The organism is Sphingobacterium sp. UBA7631 (genome assembly GCF_002483935.1).
Classification (GTDB): Bacteria; Bacteroidota; Bacteroidia; order Sphingobacteriales; family Sphingobacteriaceae; genus Sphingobacterium; species Sphingobacterium multivorum.
The window spans coordinates 190,543-213,997 of the sequence record NZ_DLIX01000004.1; the positions used below are offsets into that span (position 1 = coordinate 190,543).

The window sequence follows — 23,455 nt, forward strand, 5'->3', positions numbered from 1 at the left end:
TTCGCCGCTTCGGTCTACAGATGATTGCATAGCTAAAAAATCCTTTTCAAATTTGCGTACTATCGAACAGCTTAATCCGCGTAGCCGATAGCATAGCAAAGAAAAAATGAAAAGATTTATAGCAATAGCATTAATGGCAACTGCGGTTGCTTCTGTACACGCTCAAGCCCCTGCTGGCGGTCGTCCTGCTTTCGCCATGTCCGAAGGCCAGCTCTCCGGCCAAATTGTGGACGACAACGGGAAACCGATCGCACAAGCTTCCGTGAATTTATTGAAGGTCATCAAGGATCAAGCTACAGGTAAAGAAAGGGAAATTCTCGTAAAAAGTACCAGCTCTTCAGAAAATGGAAAATTCAATTTCGCAGCCATTTCACCAAAAGAAAAATGGAAGCTAAAAATTAGCTCTGTAGGCTATGCACCGATCGATCTAGCTGTAGACTATAGCGATAGCAAAACAACAACCAAAGATCTCGGCGCGATCAAACTGGAAAATGACAACCGTAAGCTCGATGAAGTCACCGTGACTGGCCGCAAGGCATTACTCGAAATGGACATCGACAAAAAAGTCTTCAACGTAGAGAAAAATATCGTCGCGGCTGGCGGTACAGCAATCGATGTACTCCGCAATATGCCTTCTGTACAAGTAGATATCGACGGTAATGTAAAATTGAGAAATGCAGCGCCAACGATTTTTGTTGACGGAAAACCGACCACGCTTACACCGGATCAAATTCCGGCTGATGTCATTGATAAAATCGAGATCATCACAAATCCATCTGCCAAATACGACGCTTCTGGAAGTATGGCCGGTATCCTCAATATTATTCTGAAAAAAAATAAGAAAGCTGGATACAATGGTATGGTCACCTTAGGAGCTGACCGCTTTGGCGGGACCAACTTTATGGGTAGTTTAAATCTGCGTCAGAATAAATTCAACATCTCACTGACGGGAATGAATATGCGCATGCGGACCAACACCGAGGGCGACAGCCACCGTACCAGTACAATTAATGGCATAGAATCGACAGTAGATCAAGATATCGAGGGCAAAACAAAAGGTATGATTACCTTTGGCCGGCTTGGCGTAGATTACGACTTAAGTCCCAAAACAACGCTATCTGTCGCCGGAGTGTTGGTTCAGGGTAAATTTAAGCCTAATGAGAACTCGTCGATCTTAACCAAGTCCGGAGGGAGCGAATCGGTTAGTGATCGGATTTCCGAATCTGAAAGAAGCTTTAAACCCCGCGGATTGCAAGCCGGTCTTGTCCAAAAATTCAAAACTGAAGGCGAAGAATTGTCTGTCGATTTCAATTACTTTGGCGGCACCAACACATCCAATGGGCTATATACGACCAATTATCGCAATGCTAGCGATGAGGTCAGCGGTACACAGATCCAAAAAAACATAGGCTCCGGTGACAATAAATTTATGACTGTGCAGGCAGATTATGTTAAACCGTTCAAAAATGGCATGAAACTCGAGACCGGTGTGCGTGCCCAGATCAATAAACTCAAAAACCTCAACAATAATTCCTTAAAAGCAGTAGACAAAGTTGATTTTGAAAATATCACCGCAGCTTCAGCAAACTATAATAACAAAAACAGCGTCTATGCAGCTTATGCCTCACTTGGAGGAAATCTCAAAGACTGGGTTTCCTATAAAGTTGGGCTGCGCGCAGAAAGCTCAACGTACGACGGCGAACTTTTGAATACAAACGAAAAGTTCCACAACAAGTATCCCCTTAGCTTATTTCCTTCTTTGTTCCTAAGCAAAAAGCTAACCGAGAAAGACCAAATACAGATGAGCGTAACCCGTCGTGTCAACCGTCCGAACTTCTTTCAGCTTATCCCTTTTGTTGACTACACAGACAGCTTAAATATTACACGTGGTAACCCCGATCTTGTACCAGAATTCACCACTTCGGGCGAACTTTCTTACAGTCGTACACATGGAAAAGGTACATTTTTGGCAACGGTATACTATAAATCTACAAACAACCTAATTACACGTTACCTGACACAGGAACTCAATCCGGTGACGAACAAAATGGACTTCATTAATACCTATATCAATGCCAATTCCAGCAAAAATTATGGGGCCGAATTCACGTATACCAATAATCTCAAAAAATGGTGGGATCTGACAGCAGACCTCAACTTCTACAATTCTAAAATTGAAGTTGATGAGAAAACACCATCGGAAGGTATGTGGACAGTATTTGGAAAATTGAACAATACATTCAACTTACAGAAAAACTGGAACCTACAGCTTGCTTTTGAATATCAAGGCAAAACAAATATGCCAGTTACACAGGGCCAGACATTCGGCCCACCAATGAACCAGGCACAAAGCTCTTCCCAAGGCTATATCAAACCATTCTATGGTATCGACTTTGCCATCAAGAAAAGCTTCTTGAAAAATCAGGCTGCCTCCGCAACATTGGCCATCAATGATATCTTCAGAACACGTGGCAATACCATTGTTTCATCGGGTGAAGGATTCTCTCAAACCTATTATCGACTTTCCAATCCGCAGTTGATCAAATTGAATCTTTCCTACCGTTTCGGAAAAATGGATATGAACATGTTTAAGAAAAACAAAAACCAGAATTCAATGGAAGGCATACAAATGCAATAGCATGTGGATCATATCGCAATCAAAAGCGGGTATTTCTTGTAGGAAATACCCGCTTTTTTATTCAACAGTGTCAAAGAACTAGACAACTGTATTGGATATATTCTTCTTTTCAAGTATTGGAACAATTTCCAGTAGATCATCAATCACATAATCGGGATTTGCGGATTTGAGTTGAGCCACATTATGTGCACCGGTTGTGATACCGATACTTAAACCACAGCCTGCTTGCTGCCCCTCCTGTATATCGATAATAGAATCTCCAATCTTTACGACAACACCTGGATCAGCAATTTCAAATTTTTGCATCGCTAATTCAATCATATCTGGATAGGGTCTGTTTCGAGGCACATCAGACGCTGTAATTAATGCATCTACATCCTTTCCTACTTTCCAGTTAAGCTTTTCTAAAAGCGACTCCGCAGTTTTTCGGTCATATCCCGTATTCAACACACGTAAGATATCACGGTCTTTCAATTTGGCAAAAAGCTCCTCAGCATTCGTATTTGGATAAATTTCTTCCACTTCATAAGCATGCTCCAGCTCCCCTAAAAACAACGTAAACATGCGTTGTGCCAATTCATCATCAACAAGATTCAGGCTATTTTTAAGTACTGTTTTGATCGCTTGTAACTTTTCCTTACCTGCGCCATGCGCCAATACTTCCGTTAATGTAAGTTCATAGCCTCCTACCGTATTTATTGCATTTCTAAGCGTCTTATACACAATATTATTTTCGTTCACTGTCGTACCTGCCATGTCAAATACGATCATCCTAATTGCTTCTTTCATTTGATTAAACCTAAAAGTTTAGCAAAAATAAAAAATTGTTAAATAAAACTAAACAATACCGTGTTAATTTAATGCTATATTTTAGTTAAGAAACTTAATTTAACGAATCGCAAAATAATAAGTCCAAGCGATAAGCAAGATTTGAAACGGAATACGAAACCACAAATAGTTTGGACCAGGTCCATCGAAAGTAGCCGTCTCATAATTTATATGCTTCAAGTTTGCCCGGATATTTGTGGGTAATACCAGTAGAAAGAAGACAATTAAAAGGATTCCCGTTATGCGGCTCATCTGCGGGACAAATAGCCCAATAGCAGCAAGGGCTTCCAACAGTCCGGTTGCATAGATCATTTCCTTTTTAAATGGAATAAATTCGGGCAGCATCAAGGTCATTCCCTCCGTATATAATAAATGCCCCAATGATGTAAACAGCAACATAACGGCTAGTGCTATTTTGCCAGAAAAAAAATAATCCACCGTGCCTTTCAACAACAGGGTACTTAAATTGGAGACAACAAAGACAACGATCAATACAAAAAATGGTTTCATCTTTTTTATAACAAAAATAGGTACCCTTCTTTTTGTTATCAATGAACATTTGTTAATAAATGCCTTTTCTGATTCGGCTCAATGATTGCGGTCTAATACCAATATAAGAAGCCAGATATTTTAAGGGAATATTGCGAATCAGCTCGGGCTGCTCACGCAACAAATTGATATACCTGGTTTTTGCCGAATCTTCGAGTAGCGTCAGTTCCCGTTTCATTTTTTTTAGAAAAATGTCCTCAACCGCTTTCCGACCAATTAGATTCCCAACCGTTGTTGTTTGATATACCGCATGGAGATCCTCAAACGATATCCGCCATAAAATACAATCCGTTATTGCCTCGAGATGATACGATGAAGGCTGCTGTGTCAAGAAGGAATCGTACCCACTTACAAAAGAGTTTTCAAAAGCGAATCCAAAAGTAAAATCATAGTCCAGTTTTGGGATATTGAAACGTACAATTCCTTTTTCAATAAAAGATAAATACTGTTCAGTTTTTCCGATTTCCAAAATCAGTGATTTTTTTGGAAACTCCATCTTAACAAGCTTAGAAGAAAACACCTCCCAGTCCGTATCATTCATGACAACGAGCGATTCGAAATACTCTCTGATCTTGTCCATGATTCTTATTTTTTAGGAGCAAGATAAAAACTTCTGTCCAAATATAGCGTAATGATTATTTACTATTTAATCGATTATTTATTTCAACAAACATACGGTCTATTTTACCAAAAAATATTAACTTAAATACTATAAACTTTAATCATGCTTATTCTTAACGAAAACGGTTCAGAACGTTGGCCTGCCTTTAGAAAATTAGGTTTTCGATTTTCTTTTATTTTCATTTTGTCATTTATTCTTGTTTTCAACAACGGCACTTATCCATTATATTGCTATATCAGCTCTCCCCTCAACCATTTTATGCAAAAGTTGACTCCCTGGTTTGCAGAAAATATATTGCGCTATTCTTACGACCACAGCATCTTCATCAACGGAAGTGGGGATACCTCCTATGCTTGGATATCCTTATTGATCTTATTCCTACTAGCATTAGTCGGGGCAGCTTTATGGTCCATATTAGATCGAAAAAGAGCGAACTATAGGATCCTTTTTTACTGGTTAACCACAGCAATACGTTATTATGTTGCTTTTATGCTCATCAACTATGGTCTCATCAAAGTCTTCTATATGCAAATGCAGCCGCCGAGGTTAACACAACTCCTGCAGCCATTGGGCGAGTATTCCCCCATGGGCCTCGCATGGACTTATATCGGTTATTCTCAAGGCTACAATATACTCATCGGTTCAATTGAAATATTATCGGGCCTATTGCTTTTCAGAAAAATGATGGTTTTGGGTGCACTTATCACGGTTGCGACAAGTATCAATATTATGGCTGTTAATTATTTTTATGATGTTCCTGTCAAAATGGTCTCCACAGCACTCCTGCTATTTTCCATATTTCTACTGCTTCCCTACTTAAAAGCATTGTGCGAAATTTTTATTTCAGGAAAACCTGTACAGTTACTTCCTATTCAACAACCCCTATTCAATAAACGCTGGAAAAGAAAAAGTTTGTTTATCATCAAATTGGCCGTGTTACTTCTCTTTATAGTGCAACAGGGCATGGGCATATTAAGTACAAAAAAAATGATCGCTGAGTACCTAACGAAGTCACCACTATATGGAATCTACCGTATTGATCAAGCGGGAACACCACGCAAAACAATCCCCGAAAATTGGCGACTTATTGTTTTCGAAATTGATAACAACAAGGTCTTAATACGCAACACAGACTATAGCCCGCAAAGAGAGAGCGTTGTTATTGATGCTGCGGGGAAGAAAATTACCTTAAACAATTATCAATTTGATTATAAAATCAACCAAGATGGAAATATTCTTCTGACAAAAACCTTCGATGACCATACAGCGCAAATTAAACTGATTAAACAAGACGTGCAAGCTTTCGAATTAAAGCAGCGCAAGTTCCATTGGGTACAGGAATATCCCTATAATCGTTAGATAAGAATCGCAAAATTGAATAAACAAATCGTGCATTTAACGCCTCTCAGACCAAAATAACTATGTTTAATACTGCAAACATAACAACATGCGACGAACAGGTAGAGCATCTCGGTTTTTTATATCGAATGCGGAATATCAGAGTACACACCTGCCATATGCTCAAAAGCAAAGAGGTGCTGACCCTTATCTTAATACACTCGGGAGGAGGTATCCGTCAGATTGATCAAGGGCAACTTAATATAATGGGTTATCAAATTCATTTAATGTTCCCTGGTCAGTCAAGTTCTTTCTATTTTTTCAAAGAAACCGCTGTTTATCATTTTAGAATTCCCTGGCAAAATTTTGAAAAATTATGTCATACGCTTTCAATCAACATAAAACTTCTTAAAGATTATCCGATACTTCAAATCGCAGCATATGAATTTGAGAGGCTTCGCTATGAATTCGATAAGATCCGTGAGGAACTCTCTCGTTATCAGCCACTATTATCACTCATTTTATCACGTTTGGGAACTAGCTTACTAGAGATTAACCGCTCCTTAACCAAACACATCGATAATTTAGCACCATATACTTATCCAGCCATCCTGAATCGCTTTCTTGAATTAATAGAACTTCATTATAAAAAAGAACACCATGTCGCTTATTACGCAAATTTATTGAATATAACTGCAACAACTCTTTGGATACAAACACAGCAATACATGGAGACTACCCCCCTCAAACTGATTCATAATCGTTTGTTAAAGGAAGCTATACACCTGCTGCGTTTGGGGGCCAATCCAATCAAGACTACGCTAATTGAATTGGGTTTTGAGGACTCCGCTACGTTCTCTCATTTCTTCAAAAAACAGACAAATATGTCACCTTCAGCATATCAAAAGAAACATTTACCACATAAAAAAACATAAAAATGGCTCCTACGTGATATACATAGAGCCGTTATTTACTAAGAAAACAACACTATAACTATCTTTTTTTCAACGTGATATTATCCAATAATGCCTTTTCCGTTCCTATATTGATAAATCCGATCCGAACTATTTTTTTATTCGGATTGATCTCCTTGCCAGTAACAAAATCAACGGCCTGTTTTCCACCTCTCTTTCCTGAATCAGCTATTAAAGTCTTTAAAGTCGATAACTTTCCTGTTACGACAGCAACATCATCCACTTCCGCCTGAACTTTACCTCCTTTACTCCAATAGCCAAGCTTGAAGTCTTGTTGAGGATTCAAATAAACATATTGCTCTATTTTTTGACCCGGCGCAAGTACGACCGCTTTACTGCCTTTTTCTCCACGCCCTTCTTCGATGACCGCTGCTCCTTCCCAAGGTGCAAGGCCAGCCTTGCCCTCAAAATCCGGATTCGGCAGTTCATTACCATCCTTTAAAGGCCAATTATAAGCCCGAATATAATCGACCTCCATATTGACTCCGCCTTCAGAACCATAGGCTCCAAGAAATACATTCAAAAAGTGGTTGGGTGAATAAATCTGATTTTTATTCGTATACTCCTTGATCAGGTCTCCATTGATATAATGTTTAATACTGGTAGGTGTCCATAATACCCCATGTGTTACCCATTGTCCCACATGTTCATACCCCTCCGCAATATGTGTAGCAAGATTACGTTGAAATACCCCTTTTTGATCGACATGTCCATGTATCACAAATTGAGCTGTAATATACTCGAAAACGTCTATTTCAAAAAGCTGTCCCTTGGGACGAATGCCTTTAATTCCGTCCACTTCAGATCCTTCTTGAAGATAATAACGAATATCTGGTCCTGGTGAATCAAACCAAAAAGCTGTATTTGTTCCCTTTGGATTACCCTGGCGGTTGCGTCTCACCTTAACTTCAAAGTACCCACCTTTGCTGTTGTCCAATAGATTTTCATTGGACTTCCAATCGTAGGTTTGGATGGATGAAATCTTTTGGTTGCCACCCTCCGTAAAAATCCGCTTGGGAATGGTATCATTGACATACAGATTGATCGCTGATCCATTTAAAGTATAAGCGGGTTGTGGCAAACGATCATGCAACATTTCATCCTTGGATTTTTCATTCAGATAGTTCAGGGACGAGAAATAGTTGGTCGTCCATTTATTCCGATTAAGTAACTGATCGTTAAATTCATCCTGCCAATAGACTTCCATACCAATAGGAACAGCTCTTGAGCTTGGATTCTTTTGCTCCTCATCGAGTTCAGTATCATCCAGCTGCCACTTCTTGCTCGTATACACTTTTCCATTCGCCAAGGATTTTCCTGTAGCAGATTCTATCCAGATATAATAGGTCGTTTCAGGCTCCACCTGCTGAATATAATAACGTTTGGCACCTTCTGCTAATATCGCATTGGCTGTTTGCGGTTTCTTATTCGTTTTTGCCCAAAAGACTTTCGCTCCGGACATGCTCGGTTGATTATCCTTCGTGTCTACACGGATCCAACTCCGGGTACCCAATAGCTGTAATGGCACAGTTGACCTTGTCGTTTGGGCTGATAACCCTAGCACTGACATTACCTGAATACCCGCAAGAAATAGATATTTTTTCACAATTTTCTTATTTTATAAACGAACAAACTATAGTCAATCTGCTTACGAACAGACTATAACCTTACGATAATAACGAGAATTATCAGCATTGACAACTCTGATCAAAACGCAACCGTTTGTTCAATTTAGCGATTCCAACAAATTGTGGGTCAATAACGGTTTATCCATCCTTACGGCAGATAAAACAGTTAAATTATGTATATTGCTTTAAGCGGTTTGGTTTGACAATTCCGTCAGATACATCGATTAATTTTTAATACAACATGAATACACTAGATAATTTTAATCAGCCTGCAGATCTTGCGCAACATTGGGTTGATGCCTGGAACCAACACGATCTAGATACAATTATGCGACACTATAGTGAAGACATTGACTTTCGCTCCCCCATTATTCAGAAAATGGGTGTGAATACGGCGGGAAATATAAAGAACAAAGAAGAATTAAAAGCTTATTTTAAAAGCGCACTGGAAAAATATCCAGAACTTCATTTTGAGCTTTACCACATACTTACGGGCGTAAACTCCATGGTACTTTTCTATAAAAGCGTCAACGATTCGCTTTCCGCGGAATATATGGAATTAGACGTACATGGAAAAATATGCAAAGTTTCAGCGCACTATAAGGGACTATAGTGAAAAATCTCCACAGGACGATGACTTGTGGAGATTTTTAGGTTAATTTAAGGTGATACTGATTGCCTGCTGGCTCAAAATTGGTTTCTGAATTATCAATCCATCATTTTGTCATTGAAAAAAAGCCGCTTGGAAAATCCAAAACGGCTTGATATATAGCGTAAAAAAGTTTCGACATAGACTATTCATGCAACACCAAAACCGCTTTAACCGATCGGTTCAGAACTTCATTCACCGTACTACTTGCAAATAAACGATAAATCATATTATGGTTGCGTTTGACCAAACATAGAATATCGGTCTGATTGTTTTCCACAAAATCAACGATCGCATACGATGGGCGTGTATCATCCTCATCCACATAGTTAAAGTTGATAGTTACGTTAGGAAGCAACTGACACATTTTTTTCTCCCCATTACGCACCAGCTTTTCGTCCAAATCCCTTTCTGAAACATGTAGAATTTCCAACTTCTTGGGGTCCGAAAGTTTTAAAATACGATTGAGCGCTTTGACATCACGCACAGACAATTTTGTGGTTTTGTAATCCGTTGCCAATGTAATGACCGGAATAGCGGACAGATTACTTTCAGGAGGTACAATCAAGGTCGGAATACGCAATTTTGTCACAGCCATACTTGCATTACTACCGACAATTTCTTTAATGCCCGTCGCCCCAGTGATTCCCATCACCAAAAAAGAAACATCGGTATATTCAACATACTTTGTGACTACATTACGCAGATAACCTACTTCGACAACAGATCTCACTTTAAGGTCATTGTATTTATTTTCCTGGACTACCTGATCAGTCCATTCTTGCAAAGCAGCGCGTTTTCTAGCGTAATAATCTTCTATAAAGATCGCGTTATAAGTACTGTTATTGATTCCTTCTGTCGGGTGTATGGCGTGTACAACAGCAACTTCCATATTCAAACGAGAAGCCAAAGACAAGGCATAACGCAAAGCATGACTTGCATTGATTGAAAAATCGGAGGCAACAAGAATTTGTTTCATTTTTTAAGTTTTTAATATTAACCTGCCAATAGCCATGTGTACAAAGTCAATGGATGACAAAAACATTCAGATAACAATCAACTAAATAAAAAGATGGAAGAACACAAATAGTAATAGGGCCAAGCCAATCGACACAGGTAAAGTAAGTACCCAAGCAAGACCGATACTTTTAAGTGTTCCTTTATTTAGATTGCTCTTTCCGCCAGAAGCGACCATTGAACCGGCAATACCACTTGAGAGCACATGCGTTGTGCTAACAGGCAAACCCAATACGGTACTGATACCAATTGTCGAAGCTGCGACAATCTCGCTTGAGGCCCCCTGAGCATAACTCAAATGTTCATTTCCTATTTTTTCACCAATCGTTACGACAATACGTTTCCAACCGATCATTGTTCCCAAACCTAATGCTACCGAAATCGTTAAGATCACCCAGATCGGGGCAAAGTCCGTAAGATGCTTCAATTCGCCCAACTTACGATTGAGCTCCAATCTATTTTCAGCATTGATATTGATCTGTTTATTACGCTCCAATGTAGCGATGGATTTGACTAAACCTTCAACCTCTTTTCTGAATTTAAACGTCCCGGCTTTATCCGTTACACTTTTATCCATCAAATGTAGCTTGACTAGCTCAATCTCCTGATTGACTTGCGCAAACATCATTCCCTGAGTTACATTACTGGAAGCAATTGTCTGTAACACGATCTCCGTTTGATCGAGCGTTTTAATGACAGCGGCATCTGGTACAGAATGGTTTATTGCAAAACGGGCAGGCAGAAATGCAATTAAGATCAGCATAAACAGCCCTACTCCTTTTTGTCCATCATTACTTCCGTGAAAAAAACTGACCAATGTACAGGTCAGTATAAGAATACCCCGTACTAAAAATGGGGGTCTGTCATCTTCCCCTTGTGGAATGTGAAAAAGTGCTTTATAACGGACGACATGCTTCAAAAAGAGCATCAATAACACTGCTAGACCAAAACCAATCAAAGGTGACAGAATCAAAGAAAGACCAATTTCCTCGGCCTTATGCCAATTGACACCACTGCCCCCATAATACCAGGTGAAACCTATACCTGCCCCGATAAGGGCACCGATCAGGGTGTGTGAACTCGAACAAGGAATACCAAAATACCAGGTCCCTAAATTCCAGATAATAGCAGCCAATAATACAGAAAGGACCAGACAAGCGCCTACGGAAACCGGAAGTGCCATTAAGGTATCCAGAGGCACCAATTTAAGGATTCCCATAGCCACGGCTATCCCACCTGCAAAAACACCTAGAAAATTCCAAAAACCAGACCAAGGAATGGCTACAATTGGTTTAAGTGCTTTGGTATAAATGACCGTTGCAACAGCATTTGCGGTATCATGAAAGCCATTGACAAATTCAAAGGCCACAACGGCAAATAAACAAAGGGCAAAAACAATAAGAAGTCCAGTACTAAGGTCGGTTTCCCCTAAGAGAGGAATCATGTTGCAGAAAATGTGCATATTATTCTTTCATAAGATTTATGGCTGTCCTTGCTGAGTTTTTCTTACTTACTGAGTTTTTCTCAAGGAAAACTACCGCAGGAACAATCGCTTCATTCAAATCAAAAGTAATTTTCACATATTAACTTTTGATAAAGGAAATATTACCTTATAAAACAAGAAAGAAAAACTTAAAACACTGTTAACGAATCTTATTCCGTCGCTATTTTATTTCTCACAAATTTCTTAATTTTCAGGGAGCTAATACGGACTTTATAGGGACCTCATTCGGACTTCATAAGGATGAAAGCGAATAAAGACCGAATAAGTTCCGTAGAAATAATGATTATAAAACGGAATAAAATCAAATTTGACCACTAGTTTTTACCCAAATAAATATGACAAATCAAAACCCCGTAAAAGACCAGCTGTGAAGTAAGAGTCGTATTAGACCAACCGTAAAGTAAAAGCCGTGTTAAACCTTTTTCAAGAATGGACATTGCTATCTGCAAAAAACCAAGCAGACGATTCAAGGGAATTTTGATCCGCCATTTACAGCAAAAACAGGACGATTTACCGATTCAAACCTACAGTCCACCGAAAAGCACAAACTTTTTAAATTTAAACTCGTTACTTTAGACAAAAATAAATTTAACACCGAATTAATTATGCCTAAATCCTCCTCATTAAACTGTTCCCTGACGAACTATGCTCCCTTACAGTGGCTTACACTTCGTGCGCTACCTTTTCTCTTCGCCATTTATTGTCTGTTCTTTGCGCAACATGCAAAAGCCCAATCTTTAGACTGGTCCACAAAAGATATTGTATTTAAGAGTGAGGGTATTAAGTTAACAGGAACCATACTTCAGCCTCGCCGTGCCCATGCTGCCATTGTCCTTATCCATGGTTCTGGACAAGAGAAAAGGATGATGGAGTTTGCCTCATATTTAGCCCAAAACGGTATTGCTGTATTTACTTATGATAAGCGCGGAGTTGGTAAATCTGAGGGAACCTATGCTGGTCCTGAGGTAGGTACAAATAATATCGACTCTGCCAACCTCCACCTGCTGGCCAAAGATGCACAAGCAGCGGTAAAAGCATTCCATCAGCAACTCGGGAAGGCGAACATTCCAATGGGACTACTTGGATTCAGCCAAGCAGGATGGATCATTCCCTTAGCTACCAACCAAAATCCTTTGGTCGACTTTTTTGTCTTGTACAGTGGAGCAGTCATCCCTGCCCGTGAGCAGCTTCGCTTCCAGTTCTTTACGAATGGGAAAAAAGATTTTTGGGATAAACATACGGAAGCCGATGCTAGACAACATGTGGCAAATGATCCGGATCGCTATCAATTTACAAATACCGATCCCATGACACCACTTAAAACGATAACAACTCCAGGGCTCTGGCTTTTTGGATCCAAAGATATCCAAATACCTGTAGGTTTATCCATTGAACATCTCAATGCACTTAAAGCACAAGGAAAGCCTTTCGAATATTGCCTATTTCCTTTATTAGATCACAATACAAGCCTTTCGGCATCTAGCGAACCTAGCACTATTGCATTGAACTGGATCAAAAGTAGGAGTAAAAAAAAGTCATAAAAAACCTCTTGACAAGGTTTCATGAGCATAAGATCAAGCATTAAAAAAGGCCTAAATAAAAAACTTAGGCCTTTCTTCAATCAATTCAAATGTTTAACTCGCTGGATTAATGCAAATCTGCACGAAGCACTTTATTTTTGTTCAATGCTCTATTGGAATAGATGATATACAAGGTGCCGATGATGGTTGGCGTAATCCAAACCAGCGTTGAACCAAGCTGAATCCCGGCAACTAAAAAGGCAGTCACCGACGCAATCAATGCACCTACCATACGACCCAAGTGACTGACCAGCCAGCCATTTTTCTTTTCTTTGAAACTTTTAAACAGCTGAAAATCCCGAATACTCATAAATGCACCAAAACCACCAAAAAAGACATATAAAACAGAATTTGCCACCTGCTGTATTAATCCAATTAAACCAAGACATAACATACCAACCGATGCAAGCAGCATCGTAGCCGAAATAAGTTTGTCTTTCCAATCGGCCTGTTGTTTAATCTTACTGCGTAAAGTCAACGCGCGATTACCCGCCAGAATGAGATAGATGGTAAAGATACCGATCAAAAATAAAAATGTGTTTTCGTGGCCCGGCATTCTCGCAATAACGAGTGAAATTAAAGAACTAATCACCATCGCATAGGAAAATATTATCCCCATTTTCTTATGCCCTGCTCCTCCCTTTTTTACAGCCACACTGATCAGGCCGGTAATCAATCCTACCCCACCAAAAAACGCGTGAATGTAGATCAATGTCTTAATTGTTTCTTCCATAGTTCTTCTTTAATTGTTTTTAGCTAATAATGGTATTGAAGCAAAAAGGCTAATTAATGGTTATGCCATGTTTAAAATAGATAGACAGGAAACTGCGCTATGATGCCGTTTGCGACAATAGCCCAAATGTAAAAAATATCCTTTTAATTATCCAAATGTTTAAATAAAAATCATTCTTTTTCCTCACGGACGAGAAAATCATAAGAGTACCAGAATTTCAGGTCCCCATAGGAATTAAGGTTTCCTAGACTATAGCTAATGGGGTAGTCAAAGCTATTCTGTTGCAGTTCAAGTTCATTTTTATAATCAATGACAAGTTTTTTAATAGCGTCCAAACCTGTTGCGCGTCTAATAAAACTAGTTTGACGTCCACCACGCAAATAAACCAGCACATCGGAACGATTTAACACCGTTTCGTCGGTTTTCGTCAGAAATTGATTGTACAGCAATTTTTCCAATACGTTTTTAAGATCACCACGTGGAAAATCACTTTCTCCCATCATAATCGAGTGGGTACCATAGTTGACTGACGAAACATAGTAGGGATTATATCCTGATTTTTTTAACTTCCCTAGTGCATCCTTACTAAAAGCCTGTTCATAGTCTTTCAGATCCGCATGGAGACTAAATGTAATATGTTCTCGACGCAATAACAGGCTATTAGCTCTTTTTATCGTGGTAGAATCATGGTGACGGACCAATTTGAGTACACTATCTACGTCAGGGCTATTATTAAGATGGTAGCGTATCGCTCTATAATCGAAAAATGCCCCTACAGACGACTGCCTCAAAACAGCCGGTTCCCCCTTGCTTTTCTTAGCGAAAGCTCGCACAGCATCAAATCCAGGAATGATACGGATTGGAGCTAAAGTTGGCTGTGTAGAAGAAATTGTGCTCTTGAAAGGTTTATAATTGCGAAGGGAAGTTAGTTTTAGTTGCGGCGTAGTATCTTTTAATCCCCAAACTGTCCCCAAATAGAAGTTTTTATCTGTAGTGCCATCCACGTAGATCTGGCTAACCGAAAACCCGACGGAACGCCCTACAAATTGATACCTTTTAGCCATTGTTCCATCACCGATCTCCCTAGCGTCAAAATCACTATCTTCTTTGTCACAACTGGACAAAAAACAAATGCTTAATAACAACAGGAAAAGATATTTCATAATTTAAAAAATTAATCGTCAGCTCTGGTGCAGCACTTCGATCTCATCTACCCGTCGGACAATGGCCTTTAGATTCTTCTCAAAGATAGACAAAATTCCTAATCCAATATACATAAAAATAAGAATAACAACACGATACAAAGCTAAAGGAACATAATTAACGATCCATTCCGAAGAAACCAACCCGATGATCAAAACCATAATCGGTATTGTTAAACCAAGATAATTGCGATAAACGCAGTATTTGTTCCCTCGAGGCCGATGCCGCAATAGGTATACTGGAATATAAAAAACTAGTGTACCAATCATCCCTAATTTTAATCCCGTCCAAAAAGCATCTGCATCGAGCGGCACAAAATAATAGAACAATGTGAAGTACACGATATAAATTGCACTATGCCAATGCTTGACGAACTGTAAAAAATCAGCAGGAAATTTATTGATCTGTTTTCTTTGCAGATTCAATTCATAACTAGCTGCAATGCTTCCAAACCCTGCCTCTCCAAAACTGGCATAAGCGAGATCAATGGCTCGATTGAAATACATGCCGGCATCTGAAGACATCAGTTCCTCTACCTTACAGGCGAAGTGATCCAAAATTTCAAGTTGAACATCAACATAATGATATCCTTTAGAACGGATAAAATCCATCAGAATACCTAACTCCGCTTTGGTCAATTTCTTTTCTGTCATGATACAATTGGTTTCGTGTTCAAAATAACCTGCAACTTCTCCACAAAGGTCAACGCATCTTTCATTTTACTTATCTGCGCTTTTTTTCCCTTCACTGTCAGGGAGTAATACTTTCTTGCTCTTCCATCGACAACTTCTATTGCTGTATCCAGAAGCCCTTCCGCTTCTAGCTTATGTAATGCAGGATAGAGCGCTCCCTCAGTGAGGATAAACTCCCCATCTGTTAAGAGTTTTACCTGCTGGGTCATTTCATAGCCATACATTCTTTCCGTTCCAGACAATAGCTTCAGAATAATCGTTTGTAAAGTGCCTTTTAATAACTTCGTATCTTTCATTCGTTCATCTTAAAAAAGTAATTAAATATACCTAATTTTATTATATATACAAAAACATAAAAAAACTATGATACAGCAGGTTGCATTTTAACTTCAATCATCAGATTTGGTCTTTGCACGGCCTTTTGACTGCACTGCTTCTACCCTGCTTTTGCCTTGCTTTTGGAATTCACCTAGCAAATCCCTATGAATCGCCCAGTCTTAACCTAGTTCACTAGGTAAACACAAGGTTTCAGCTAAGTGTTTACTAGGGACAAGAGCGAACAAAGGTAATGACAGGAGCGAATAAAGGCATAAGCAGGTCGGGAGCGAAAAAGCCGCTAGAGCTGGGAACTCCAAACGGCTTTGCATTAACAATTATATATAGAATGATATGATTATCCTGCTTTTAATAGATCAACAATAAGACGATCTCTATTTTCATTCAATGAGGGGTAAAACTGATTTAGATCGACCAATATAATTGGCATCCCCCTATTTTCGGGCTTATACAAGACATTATCCACCAAGTCCCGACAGAAAACCAACGATTCATTATCCGTAAACACTTCTCTTGACCTTTTGAGGAAACTATCAAAAAAACGTCTGGGATTATTGATGATTTTAAGATGCTCTTGGTTTGGAAAAACTGTACTGGAGAGATCTAGCCCTCGAGAAAATATAACGTCCTTTAATTCTGCATGACCAAAATTTACCAAGGGAGTCTTTAATGGTTTGGCTTTTTTGAGAATAAAAAGATTGGTGGAATATAAATCTTCTGTAAAAGGAATTCCATAAAACCATGAAGAACTGATCTTTCCCTTAAATACCACATGAATCAAATTCGTCCCGTCGAAAGTTGTTTTGTCAAATGTATTGTAAAGGAAGGACGATTTTTCAATTTTTAGATTTCCAATGATGGCTTTCGAAAAATCATTCGCTTCGAATGTACTTTCCATCCAAAGCCCAGATTCCTGAAAAACAACAGACTGAAAGTTACAGTCTACAAAGGCACAGCGAATGAACTTACAATCACGAAACATGGAGTTCATGAAGCTTTTCCCTTTTATCTTGCAATCGATAAAAGAACAGTTTTTTAAGACTTTGTGATTGAATTCAAAACTTTCAATCTCACTTTGCTGGAATATTTTATTAGTCAGTGCCATGCTAAAAATGATTAATAGGCTAAAATTTCATAGTAGTTGCATTTCAAATGGATATTTAACGGCCAAAATCTCCATTTATACAATGATGACAACGGGAAAGACAAAACGTCCTAAAGGAATTTTGACTTTTTTTATTTTTTTTATCCCAGCCTAAAACAGCCAAGACATATAACATGTCGTTGCAAACTAATTATAGGAATATGTCAGCCATTCTTCAACTGACCAATAGGCACAAAAAAGCCGCAAGGACGGGAGTCCTTTACGGCTTACTACCTATGAAAAACATTTACCTTACGTGTAAGGCACTATCTACTATGACAATTAAAATTAAAATGTCGCACATAAATCTGCAGCACAATAAATTAACAAATTAAGATTGGCTCATTTTTTACTCTACAAAAGCGTCAGAATTTGTTTCGGCATTTCTTGTATCCAAATATAAAGTGCTCGGTCAGCGATTCAAGCCACCGTTTACAATTCGCCAAAAATGATTTACGATTCGTTTATTGTATTATTTTAATCGGCTGGTTAATTAGCCCTTTACTGCTATAAGAAAAAAAAGTATATCGGTGGACGCAATTAAAACTGTTTATGAAATTGATAAAAAATATCTTGGTAGTGCTTGTACCGCTTACCTTATTCAGCGGCATAACCTTTTCCCAAAGCAAAGAGGAGCTTAAAAAAAAATATGAAAACAGCAGTATAGATGAAGAGCTCAAGAAGAAGATGGCTACGGAATATGTCTTTCCCGATAGCCTCATCTTATCCCCTTTACACTATACCAATTCCTATTAAGCCTAAAGAAACCTATTTCAGCTGGGGCGATTATGAACATTCCTGGGTCACTATGTATGTCGAAGATTTAAGCACAAAAAAAGTGGTCAATGTAGGCTCACTGGCCTTCCCGGGTAAAAAGATTCAGATGAAAGGGCATATCACATCGTTCTTAGAGCAATACAAGTATTTCATCGATTTTGCACAAAGGCCGAGGGATCTTGAAGGATTAAATGTCATCCGATACGACAAATTACCTAAAGTAACCATTGTTCAAAAAAATCTACGCATTAATGGTAAATTGGTCAAGTTTGAAAAAGTGCCGACTTACCATAACCGTACACACAACCCCGAACAAAGTAAAGTTGCCGGTGAAATTCCTATTCTATCCAAGGATATTTATAACCCTACGACCGGTGAACTGACACTCGAAACGGGCGTGTCTGTAAAATGCCCCCCCAAGAAAGAGGACGGCAAATAGCCGGCAATGAATTATGATAAAATGCGATCATCGTCTACGACGACAACTTTGATGCCCGCAGTTTCAACAGCGATTAGGATTACTATTTTTAGGTGGAGGATTTTAATGAAAATGGTCGTTCGAAACAGAGCAAAAAATTGCTCCATATTGAATAACGTATAGAATGCCCTATCCCATCGGGTAAAAAAAGAGTCTTCTCATCACAATGATGAGAAGACTCTTTACTTAATCACAAACCAAGTTTGACTTTTTGCTGGTATATTGACCTCAAAGATCCCTTCCGAGGCTGCATTTAATGGCATTGTCATACTGTTCTGATCTTGCTCAACCACTTGCACATTTCCTTTCAGTCCGGTATAGTATAAGTTGACCTTAATTTTTCGTGTTATCGCTTCGTCCAATGGATTATAGATCATTAGTAATCCCTTTTCTTTTCCCGCTGGATTTACGTGCAAAATAGCATCATAATCCATCCCGTCAGGACGTCTCACATGGATGATATCACTGTCCAAAACTTCACGGTGTTTCTTGTAAAAATTCACCCATTTGGTTACTACATTTTTCGTCTCTGGGGAGTCATAAAGCTGTGGTCCACGATAACAAGCCTGTACACCTGCGCCAAATAGATTGGCCAAGCGTTGTTCATAATGAGGCAGGTGATCCTTCAAAGGCTCTATCGTTGCCTCTTTGCCGCCACCTTGATATTCTACCAATGGAACAAACATCCACCCCATCGATGGTGCCTTCGCCCAGGTACCATCGAAGATATTCTGTCTTTCCACAATTTCCTGTTGTGCCCTCGGTAATGACCAATTCGCTTCGCGGTAGCCCATTCCTACTTTGTTGCCGCCGTTCAAGAAATACATATCCGGAATATTCAGGTAGATTCCCTTTTCACGGCACCATTTGTAAAAGTCAGTAATCCGTTTAAACTGATTCCATTGCGAGTCTTTTTCATTGTGATGTCCGGGATGATCGGTGGCGTAACACCAATCCCCTGGATAAGAGCCATCATGCTCAAATACACCCAGTCCCGAACTTTCATACAGGTTATACAGCTTTTTGAAGTAAGTCTGGCCCCATTCACTCTCAATACAGGGTGAACTTCCAAAGCGAGGATGCATGCCTTCAGGTAGCACAACGTCATTTTTAGCATCAATATGCCGACTGGCCAGGAGCGAATAGCCCCCAAGTTCAATCCCTTTGCTATGTGCATAGTCAGCGAGCTCCTTCATGCGCTTAATATTCTCGGGAGAATCATCTTCGGCATTGAATCCAGACCAAAAGGTCATGATCACCATTTCAAAACCCACTTCCGCTGCTTGATCAATTGCCTTTTTAACCGACTCGTTATCCGAGCTCCGTACATGCATCAATATCGGATTTTCAGTTGCCCATGGCGCCATGGAACGCATCATTTTTCTGTATCCAAGGCTCTTACGTTCACGTTCCCAGCTATCGTTCAACAGTTCCCAAACGCGATAACTCGCAAACTCAGCACCAGAAGATACCCTCTGCTCAGGTCCCATTTTAGGTGCAACCTCCAACAGACAGGGCGTCTCCCGGTCATAGTGTACCTGTGTTGTATATAGGGGGTCTTTTTTCCATTCCACACTCGACGAATAAATATACTCTTCGCTCATCCCGCCAAAGTTATAATCCGTTTCCAACGTGATGTTTGGCAACAGCCATCGATTGCGTTGATCTACCGAACTTTCGGGTTCGAATACAGCCAATTGCTCACTCTTAAAGCTATTAACCACAATTTCCCGGTCCGACTGATTCTGCACAGTAATCCACTTACTAAAGATCGGCATGTCATCATAAAGATCATAATGAACCTGTACCGTAACGTTTTTCATATAAGCAAGTTTACTGGACAGATCGCCTGCAAATTGGGATGAAAAATCACCGTATGCCCAAAAACCTTCTATTTTGGAGCGACCTTCCTTTGTAGAAGCCTTTCCATCTTTGTTCCCGCCGTTTGGATCCATTTTTCCGACACGAACCAACTGTATCTTGTCACCTGACTTTAGCGAAAGATGACCGACAGTATGCCATTGTTGTCCATCCAAAGAGGCTTGTGCCAATAATTCTTTATCCGCTATTTCATATCTAAACCATAGCTGATCTGCTTTACCAACTTCGAAGGTTCCGTTATCGCGTTTGCCATCAAAAAAGACTACTTTGCCTTCGCTTGCTCGCCAATAAAGTCTGGGGCTACTATTCGTTAGTGTTAGCCCAAAACCCAATCCCCAATCGTTGGATTGATCAGTACCTTTATTCATCTTGGCGACGAGTACCTTTGCGTCTTGAGGAACCGCTCTTTCAGCAAATACTGCCGCATTCTCCAGTGCCATAATCTCGCCCACTTTTCCTTCATTGACAAAGGAATTACGTGCATGTGATTTTGACACCATCAACTTCCAGTCGGACGCTAAACGCTGAAATTTATCTTCCAACAGCAATGATCTGTTTTGGTCACTTTTGCTCTTTGCGGCAAGAGCATCAATCGCCTGTTGATCCAATGTATAGTTAAATGTCAGCTCTTTGCCCGGCACTGGCCAGGGCATATCTTTAGGCATCCAGTTTGGTCTTTTTTTCCAGCCAAAACGGGGTTTTGTCTCTTCAATTTTATAGTCATGGAACTTAAAAGCCATGGGATTAGCCTTTAAACTCGGTATCCATTCTTTTAGTAAGTAATTATGTACTTTCTGTCCTTCCAATCCACCGACATCAAAGGTAAACCCATCGATTGTTACACTGGCTTCAGGTCGAATCGACCTTAGAAATGCTGTATTTCCAGTCAATTCGTCCAAACCAATACTGGCTACATTTGGAAAAGTCGTAAATGTACGGCTGACCAAGCCGTTGGAAAATACCAAATGACCTTCTTTCGTCTTGAAGAGCCCTGCTTTCGCATGGGGAGTTCCTATTAGCCAGTCTCCAGACAGGTTGTTGCTTTCTTTGTTAAATAGCGGCAGCTGCTGACTATAGCTCTGCTTTGCCTGGCCCAACACGCCTAGTAGACACAGGATATAGAGTTGTTTTTTAAAGTAATTCATCTTTTTAGTTTGCCAATACATTTACTGACGCGACTTTCAGATACTTGCTTAAAACTTTGATTTTATTTGCTTTCAACAGTATTACCGAGCCCCATTGTTTATTTGGTTCGTTCCCCATTACTTCGTCAAGTCTACTGGATCCAAAGATATCTGCAATTTTACCACCTAAAAAAATGCTTAAACAATTGATTCGGTTTGACCAAAAGTTTACCATAGACTATAAAACTGAAACAAGATAATCAATATCACAATAATCTCATTCTTTTTGTATTCCCAAATCAAATTCCCTTAAAATCTCAAATACCCGTTCTTTGCGCAATAACCACATGCCTAACTTTTCTTCGGCAACACCATCCAAAAGTCGGTATGTAAAGATAATTCCCTCCTTTTCATCCAACTGAACCCCCAAATATTTCAGTGCAATACCTTCTTTATACAGTATGGGGCAAATTTCCGTAATATGTGAGGACAATAAGAATACACAGTTCTTGTATCCTTTCAAACAGTTAACTAATTCCAGGGTTGCTTCACTGGCATCACCATGGTTTGTCCCCTTGAATAGCTCATCCATCAGAACAAACATTTGCTTACCGGATGCCAGTAACTCCGCCAAATGTTTAACCCGTAATACTTCGTTAAAAAAGTGACTTGCACCTGCATTTATATTATCACCTAAATTTATGGTCGCCGATATTCCGTCAAAAAGTACTGTTTTCATCGCATCTGCTGAAACCGGAAAACCAAGATGTGCCAGATAAACGCAGCTTCCAATTGTCTTCAACAAGGTAGATTTACCCGTCATATTTGCTCCGGTCAGATACCAAAGGTTGTTTTCTTTTTTTATTTCTACATCATTTTTAATGGCATCTTCAATAAATAAATTATAAGCTCCACGTATGGTGATCATATCCTCTCCCCCTGTCTTTTCCTCAATTTGAGGAAAAACAAGATTCTTTCCTTTGATACTTTTTGCTACACTGAACAAAGCATCCAAATGATACAAAACATCGAAAATCTCACGTATTGCATTTCGTTTTATATTTCTAAAAAGATAATCGTATTTGATCATCAGCTCCTTAGAAAATTTGTTATTCAGCAACTGCTTAAACTCATCCCGATCGATATCTTCCAAAACACAATCTACGTGCTTACGATATTCTTTGAGAATAGCTAAACTAAGACCTTCTGATTTTGCAGATGCTAAAAAAATAGCAAGACCATCTGTAATCTTAGCGATCTCGTGAATAGATCGCTTAATAAGTATCTCGCGTTTTTTAAAATCCAAAGACAAAAAATTCGTTGATACCATTTCGAGATAATAAGTAGCCCTGGAAGGTGAATAGGGTTCTTGCGGCAGAGACAAATATTGCTCCAGATCCTGCATCATATACTTATCCAATAGATCCGAAATCTCAACTTTTTGCATAAAAAGAATTAGATGCTGTCTGCTTTCTATTTCCAATTTAGAGGAAAGAGGTTTAAGAAAATAACTATACAACATATCCCGCCCACCTAGCGTAACTGTACAATCGAAAAAATCGACCATATCCTTATACCTATTGTTGGTAACATTTAAATCCGCTAAGGTTTGCTTGTCAACGATCGACATAATTTATTTATTGTGGCTCTTTCCTTAAACTTACTCAAAGTCATTATAATTAGCAACACTGTAGCAGAATCGTTATACAGCGAAATAAATTTTCATAATCATGAGATTACTAGCGATTATTCTAGAATAT

19 protein-coding genes are annotated in these 23,455 nt (G+C 39.3%); 6 read left to right on the forward strand and 13 right to left on the reverse strand.

Annotated elements, in window-relative coordinates:
• Positions 1–106 precede the first annotated feature (106 nt).
• Positions 107–2,638 (forward strand): TonB-dependent receptor domain-containing protein, encoded by a 2,532-nt coding sequence (locus B3P16_RS05635; protein ID WP_286841690.1) that lies wholly within the window; start codon positions 107–109, stop codon positions 2,636–2,638.
• A gap of 78 nt (positions 2,639–2,716) precedes the next feature.
• On the opposite strand, the gene B3P16_RS05640 is transcribed toward B3P16_RS05635, so the two are convergent.
• The 3 genes from B3P16_RS05640 to B3P16_RS05650 form a co-directional block, all read right to left on the reverse strand.
• Entirely contained in the window at positions 2,717–3,427 is a 711-nt protein-coding gene (locus tag B3P16_RS05640) for an HAD family hydrolase (protein WP_286841691.1), read from the reverse strand.
• A gap of 99 nt (positions 3,428–3,526) precedes the next feature.
• Complete coding sequence (locus tag B3P16_RS05645) at positions 3,527–3,976, reverse strand: DoxX family protein (protein ID WP_070567990.1); 450 nt, start codon at positions 3,974–3,976, stop codon at positions 3,527–3,529.
• Positions 3,977–4,028: 52 nt separating this feature from the next.
• Entirely contained in the window at positions 4,029–4,595 is a 567-nt protein-coding gene (locus B3P16_RS05650; protein ID WP_286753690.1) for a Crp/Fnr family transcriptional regulator, read from the reverse strand.
• 144 nt (positions 4,596–4,739) lie between these two features.
• Between B3P16_RS05650 and B3P16_RS05655 the strand changes: the two genes are divergently transcribed.
• Entirely contained in the window at positions 4,740–5,996 is a 1,257-nt protein-coding gene (locus B3P16_RS05655; protein WP_286841693.1) for a hypothetical protein, read from the forward strand.
• A 158-nt stretch (positions 5,997–6,154) separates the two neighbouring features.
• Positions 6,155–6,910: a helix-turn-helix domain-containing protein gene (locus B3P16_RS05660; RefSeq protein WP_286841695.1), complete on the forward strand. Its 756-nt coding sequence runs from the start codon at positions 6,155–6,157 to the stop codon at positions 6,908–6,910.
• A 58-nt stretch (positions 6,911–6,968) separates the two neighbouring features.
• Here the strand turns inward: B3P16_RS05660 and B3P16_RS05665 are convergent, their stop codons facing one another.
• Positions 6,969–8,555 (reverse strand): glycoside hydrolase family 16 protein, encoded by a 1,587-nt coding sequence (locus tag B3P16_RS05665; RefSeq protein ID WP_286841697.1) that lies wholly within the window; start codon positions 8,553–8,555, stop codon positions 6,969–6,971.
• A 263-nt stretch (positions 8,556–8,818) separates the two neighbouring features.
• On the opposite strand from B3P16_RS05665, the gene B3P16_RS05670 reads away from it, so the two are divergent.
• Positions 8,819–9,190 (forward strand): nuclear transport factor 2 family protein, encoded by a 372-nt coding sequence (locus B3P16_RS05670; protein WP_070568001.1) that lies wholly within the window; start codon positions 8,819–8,821, stop codon positions 9,188–9,190.
• Between the two features lie 181 nt (positions 9,191–9,371).
• On the opposite strand, the gene B3P16_RS05675 is transcribed toward B3P16_RS05670, so the two are convergent.
• Both B3P16_RS05675 and B3P16_RS05680 read right to left on the reverse strand, forming a co-directional pair.
• The gene (locus B3P16_RS05675; RefSeq protein ID WP_286841699.1) at positions 9,372–10,205 is read right to left on the reverse strand and encodes a universal stress protein; all 834 of its coding nucleotides are present in this window, start codon (positions 10,203–10,205) and stop codon (positions 9,372–9,374) included.
• Positions 10,206–10,286: 81 nt separating this feature from the next.
• Positions 10,287–11,687 (reverse strand): inorganic phosphate transporter, encoded by a 1,401-nt coding sequence (locus tag B3P16_RS05680; protein ID WP_286841701.1) that lies wholly within the window; start codon positions 11,685–11,687, stop codon positions 10,287–10,289.
• A 665-nt stretch (positions 11,688–12,352) separates the two neighbouring features.
• Between B3P16_RS05680 and B3P16_RS05685 the strand changes: the two genes are divergently transcribed.
• Positions 12,353–13,288, forward strand: a complete 936-nt coding sequence (locus B3P16_RS05685) for an alpha/beta hydrolase family protein (RefSeq protein ID WP_286841703.1) — start codon at positions 12,353–12,355, stop codon at positions 13,286–13,288.
• 106 nt (positions 13,289–13,394) lie between these two features.
• On the opposite strand, the gene B3P16_RS05690 is transcribed toward B3P16_RS05685, so the two are convergent.
• The 5 genes from B3P16_RS05690 to B3P16_RS05710 form a co-directional block, all read right to left on the reverse strand.
• On the reverse strand, positions 13,395–14,060 hold the full coding sequence (locus tag B3P16_RS05690; RefSeq protein ID WP_286753677.1) for a hypothetical protein: 666 nt from the start codon (positions 14,058–14,060) through the stop codon (positions 13,395–13,397).
• 170 nt (positions 14,061–14,230) lie between these two features.
• A complete protein-coding gene (locus B3P16_RS05695; protein ID WP_070568012.1) occupies positions 14,231–15,223 on the reverse strand; it encodes a hypothetical protein in 993 nt (330 codons plus the stop codon).
• An 18-nt stretch (positions 15,224–15,241) separates the two neighbouring features.
• Positions 15,242–15,916 carry a hypothetical protein gene (locus tag B3P16_RS05700; RefSeq protein ID WP_070568014.1) on the reverse strand — a complete coding sequence of 225 codons (675 nt, stop codon included), beginning with the start codon at positions 15,914–15,916 and terminating at the stop codon, positions 15,242–15,244.
• Positions 15,913–16,251, reverse strand: a complete 339-nt coding sequence (locus B3P16_RS05705) for a PadR family transcriptional regulator (protein WP_046675346.1) — start codon at positions 16,249–16,251, stop codon at positions 15,913–15,915. Before B3P16_RS05705 ends, B3P16_RS05700 begins: the two co-directional genes overlap by 4 nt.
• A 377-nt stretch (positions 16,252–16,628) precedes the next feature.
• Positions 16,629–17,396, reverse strand: coding sequence for a pentapeptide repeat-containing protein (locus B3P16_RS05710; RefSeq protein WP_286841705.1), 768 nt, complete (start codon positions 17,394–17,396; stop codon positions 16,629–16,631).
• Positions 17,397–18,102: 706 nt separating this feature from the next.
• Here B3P16_RS05710 and B3P16_RS05715 point away from each other — a divergent pair.
• The gene (locus tag B3P16_RS05715) at positions 18,103–18,651 is read left to right on the forward strand and encodes a hypothetical protein (protein WP_159333120.1); all 549 of its coding nucleotides are present in this window, start codon (positions 18,103–18,105) and stop codon (positions 18,649–18,651) included.
• A gap of 221 nt (positions 18,652–18,872) precedes the next feature.
• On the opposite strand, the gene B3P16_RS05720 is transcribed toward B3P16_RS05715, so the two are convergent.
• Positions 18,873–21,716 (reverse strand): hypothetical protein, encoded by a 2,844-nt coding sequence (locus tag B3P16_RS05720; protein ID WP_286841707.1) that lies wholly within the window; start codon positions 21,714–21,716, stop codon positions 18,873–18,875.
• A gap of 256 nt (positions 21,717–21,972) precedes the next feature.
• Positions 21,973–23,325 carry a MutS-related protein gene (locus tag B3P16_RS05725; RefSeq protein WP_286841709.1) on the reverse strand — a complete coding sequence of 451 codons (1,353 nt, stop codon included), beginning with the start codon at positions 23,323–23,325 and terminating at the stop codon, positions 21,973–21,975.
• Positions 23,326–23,455 lie beyond the last annotated feature (130 nt).

Coding starts and splice junctions, on each gene's coding strand:
- B3P16_RS05640 (WP_286841691.1), bottom strand. CDS start 3,427: ATGAAAGAAGCAATTAGGATGATCGTATTTGACATGGCAGGTACGACA.
- B3P16_RS05650 (WP_286753690.1), bottom strand. CDS start 4,595: ATGGACAAGATCAGAGAGTATTTCGAATCGCTCGTTGTCATGAATGAT.
- B3P16_RS05645 (WP_070567990.1), bottom strand. CDS start 3,976: ATGAAACCATTTTTTGTATTGATCGTTGTCTTTGTTGTCTCCAATTTA.
- B3P16_RS05675 (WP_286841699.1), bottom strand. CDS start 10,205: ATGAAACAAATTCTTGTTGCCTCCGATTTTTCAATCAATGCAAGTCAT.
- B3P16_RS05725 (WP_286841709.1), bottom strand. CDS start 23,325: ATGTCGATCGTTGACAAGCAAACCTTAGCGGATTTAAATGTTACCAAC.
- B3P16_RS05655 (WP_286841693.1), top strand. CDS start 4,740: ATGCTTATTCTTAACGAAAACGGTTCAGAACGTTGGCCTGCCTTTAGA.
- B3P16_RS05710 (WP_286841705.1), bottom strand. CDS start 17,396: ATGGCACTGACTAATAAAATATTCCAGCAAAGTGAGATTGAAAGTTTT.
- B3P16_RS05695 (WP_070568012.1), bottom strand. CDS start 15,223: ATGAAATATCTTTTCCTGTTGTTATTAAGCATTTGTTTTTTGTCCAGT.
- B3P16_RS05700 (WP_070568014.1), bottom strand. CDS start 15,916: ATGACAGAAAAGAAATTGACCAAAGCGGAGTTAGGTATTCTGATGGAT.
- B3P16_RS05685 (WP_286841703.1), top strand. CDS start 12,353: ATGCCTAAATCCTCCTCATTAAACTGTTCCCTGACGAACTATGCTCCC.
- B3P16_RS05670 (WP_070568001.1), top strand. CDS start 8,819: ATGAATACACTAGATAATTTTAATCAGCCTGCAGATCTTGCGCAACAT.
- B3P16_RS05705 (WP_046675346.1), bottom strand. CDS start 16,251: ATGAAAGATACGAAGTTATTAAAAGGCACTTTACAAACGATTATTCTG.
- B3P16_RS05680 (WP_286841701.1), bottom strand. CDS start 11,687: ATGATTCCTCTCTTAGGGGAAACCGACCTTAGTACTGGACTTCTTATT.
- B3P16_RS05660 (WP_286841695.1), top strand. CDS start 6,155: ATGCTCAAAAGCAAAGAGGTGCTGACCCTTATCTTAATACACTCGGGA.
- B3P16_RS05690 (WP_286753677.1), bottom strand. CDS start 14,060: ATGGAAGAAACAATTAAGACATTGATCTACATTCACGCGTTTTTTGGT.
- B3P16_RS05715 (WP_159333120.1), top strand. CDS start 18,103: ATGAAGAGCTCAAGAAGAAGATGGCTACGGAATATGTCTTTCCCGATA.
- B3P16_RS05720 (WP_286841707.1), bottom strand. CDS start 21,716: ATGAATTACTTTAAAAAACAACTCTATATCCTGTGTCTACTAGGCGTG.
- B3P16_RS05635 (WP_286841690.1), top strand. CDS start 107: ATGAAAAGATTTATAGCAATAGCATTAATGGCAACTGCGGTTGCTTCT.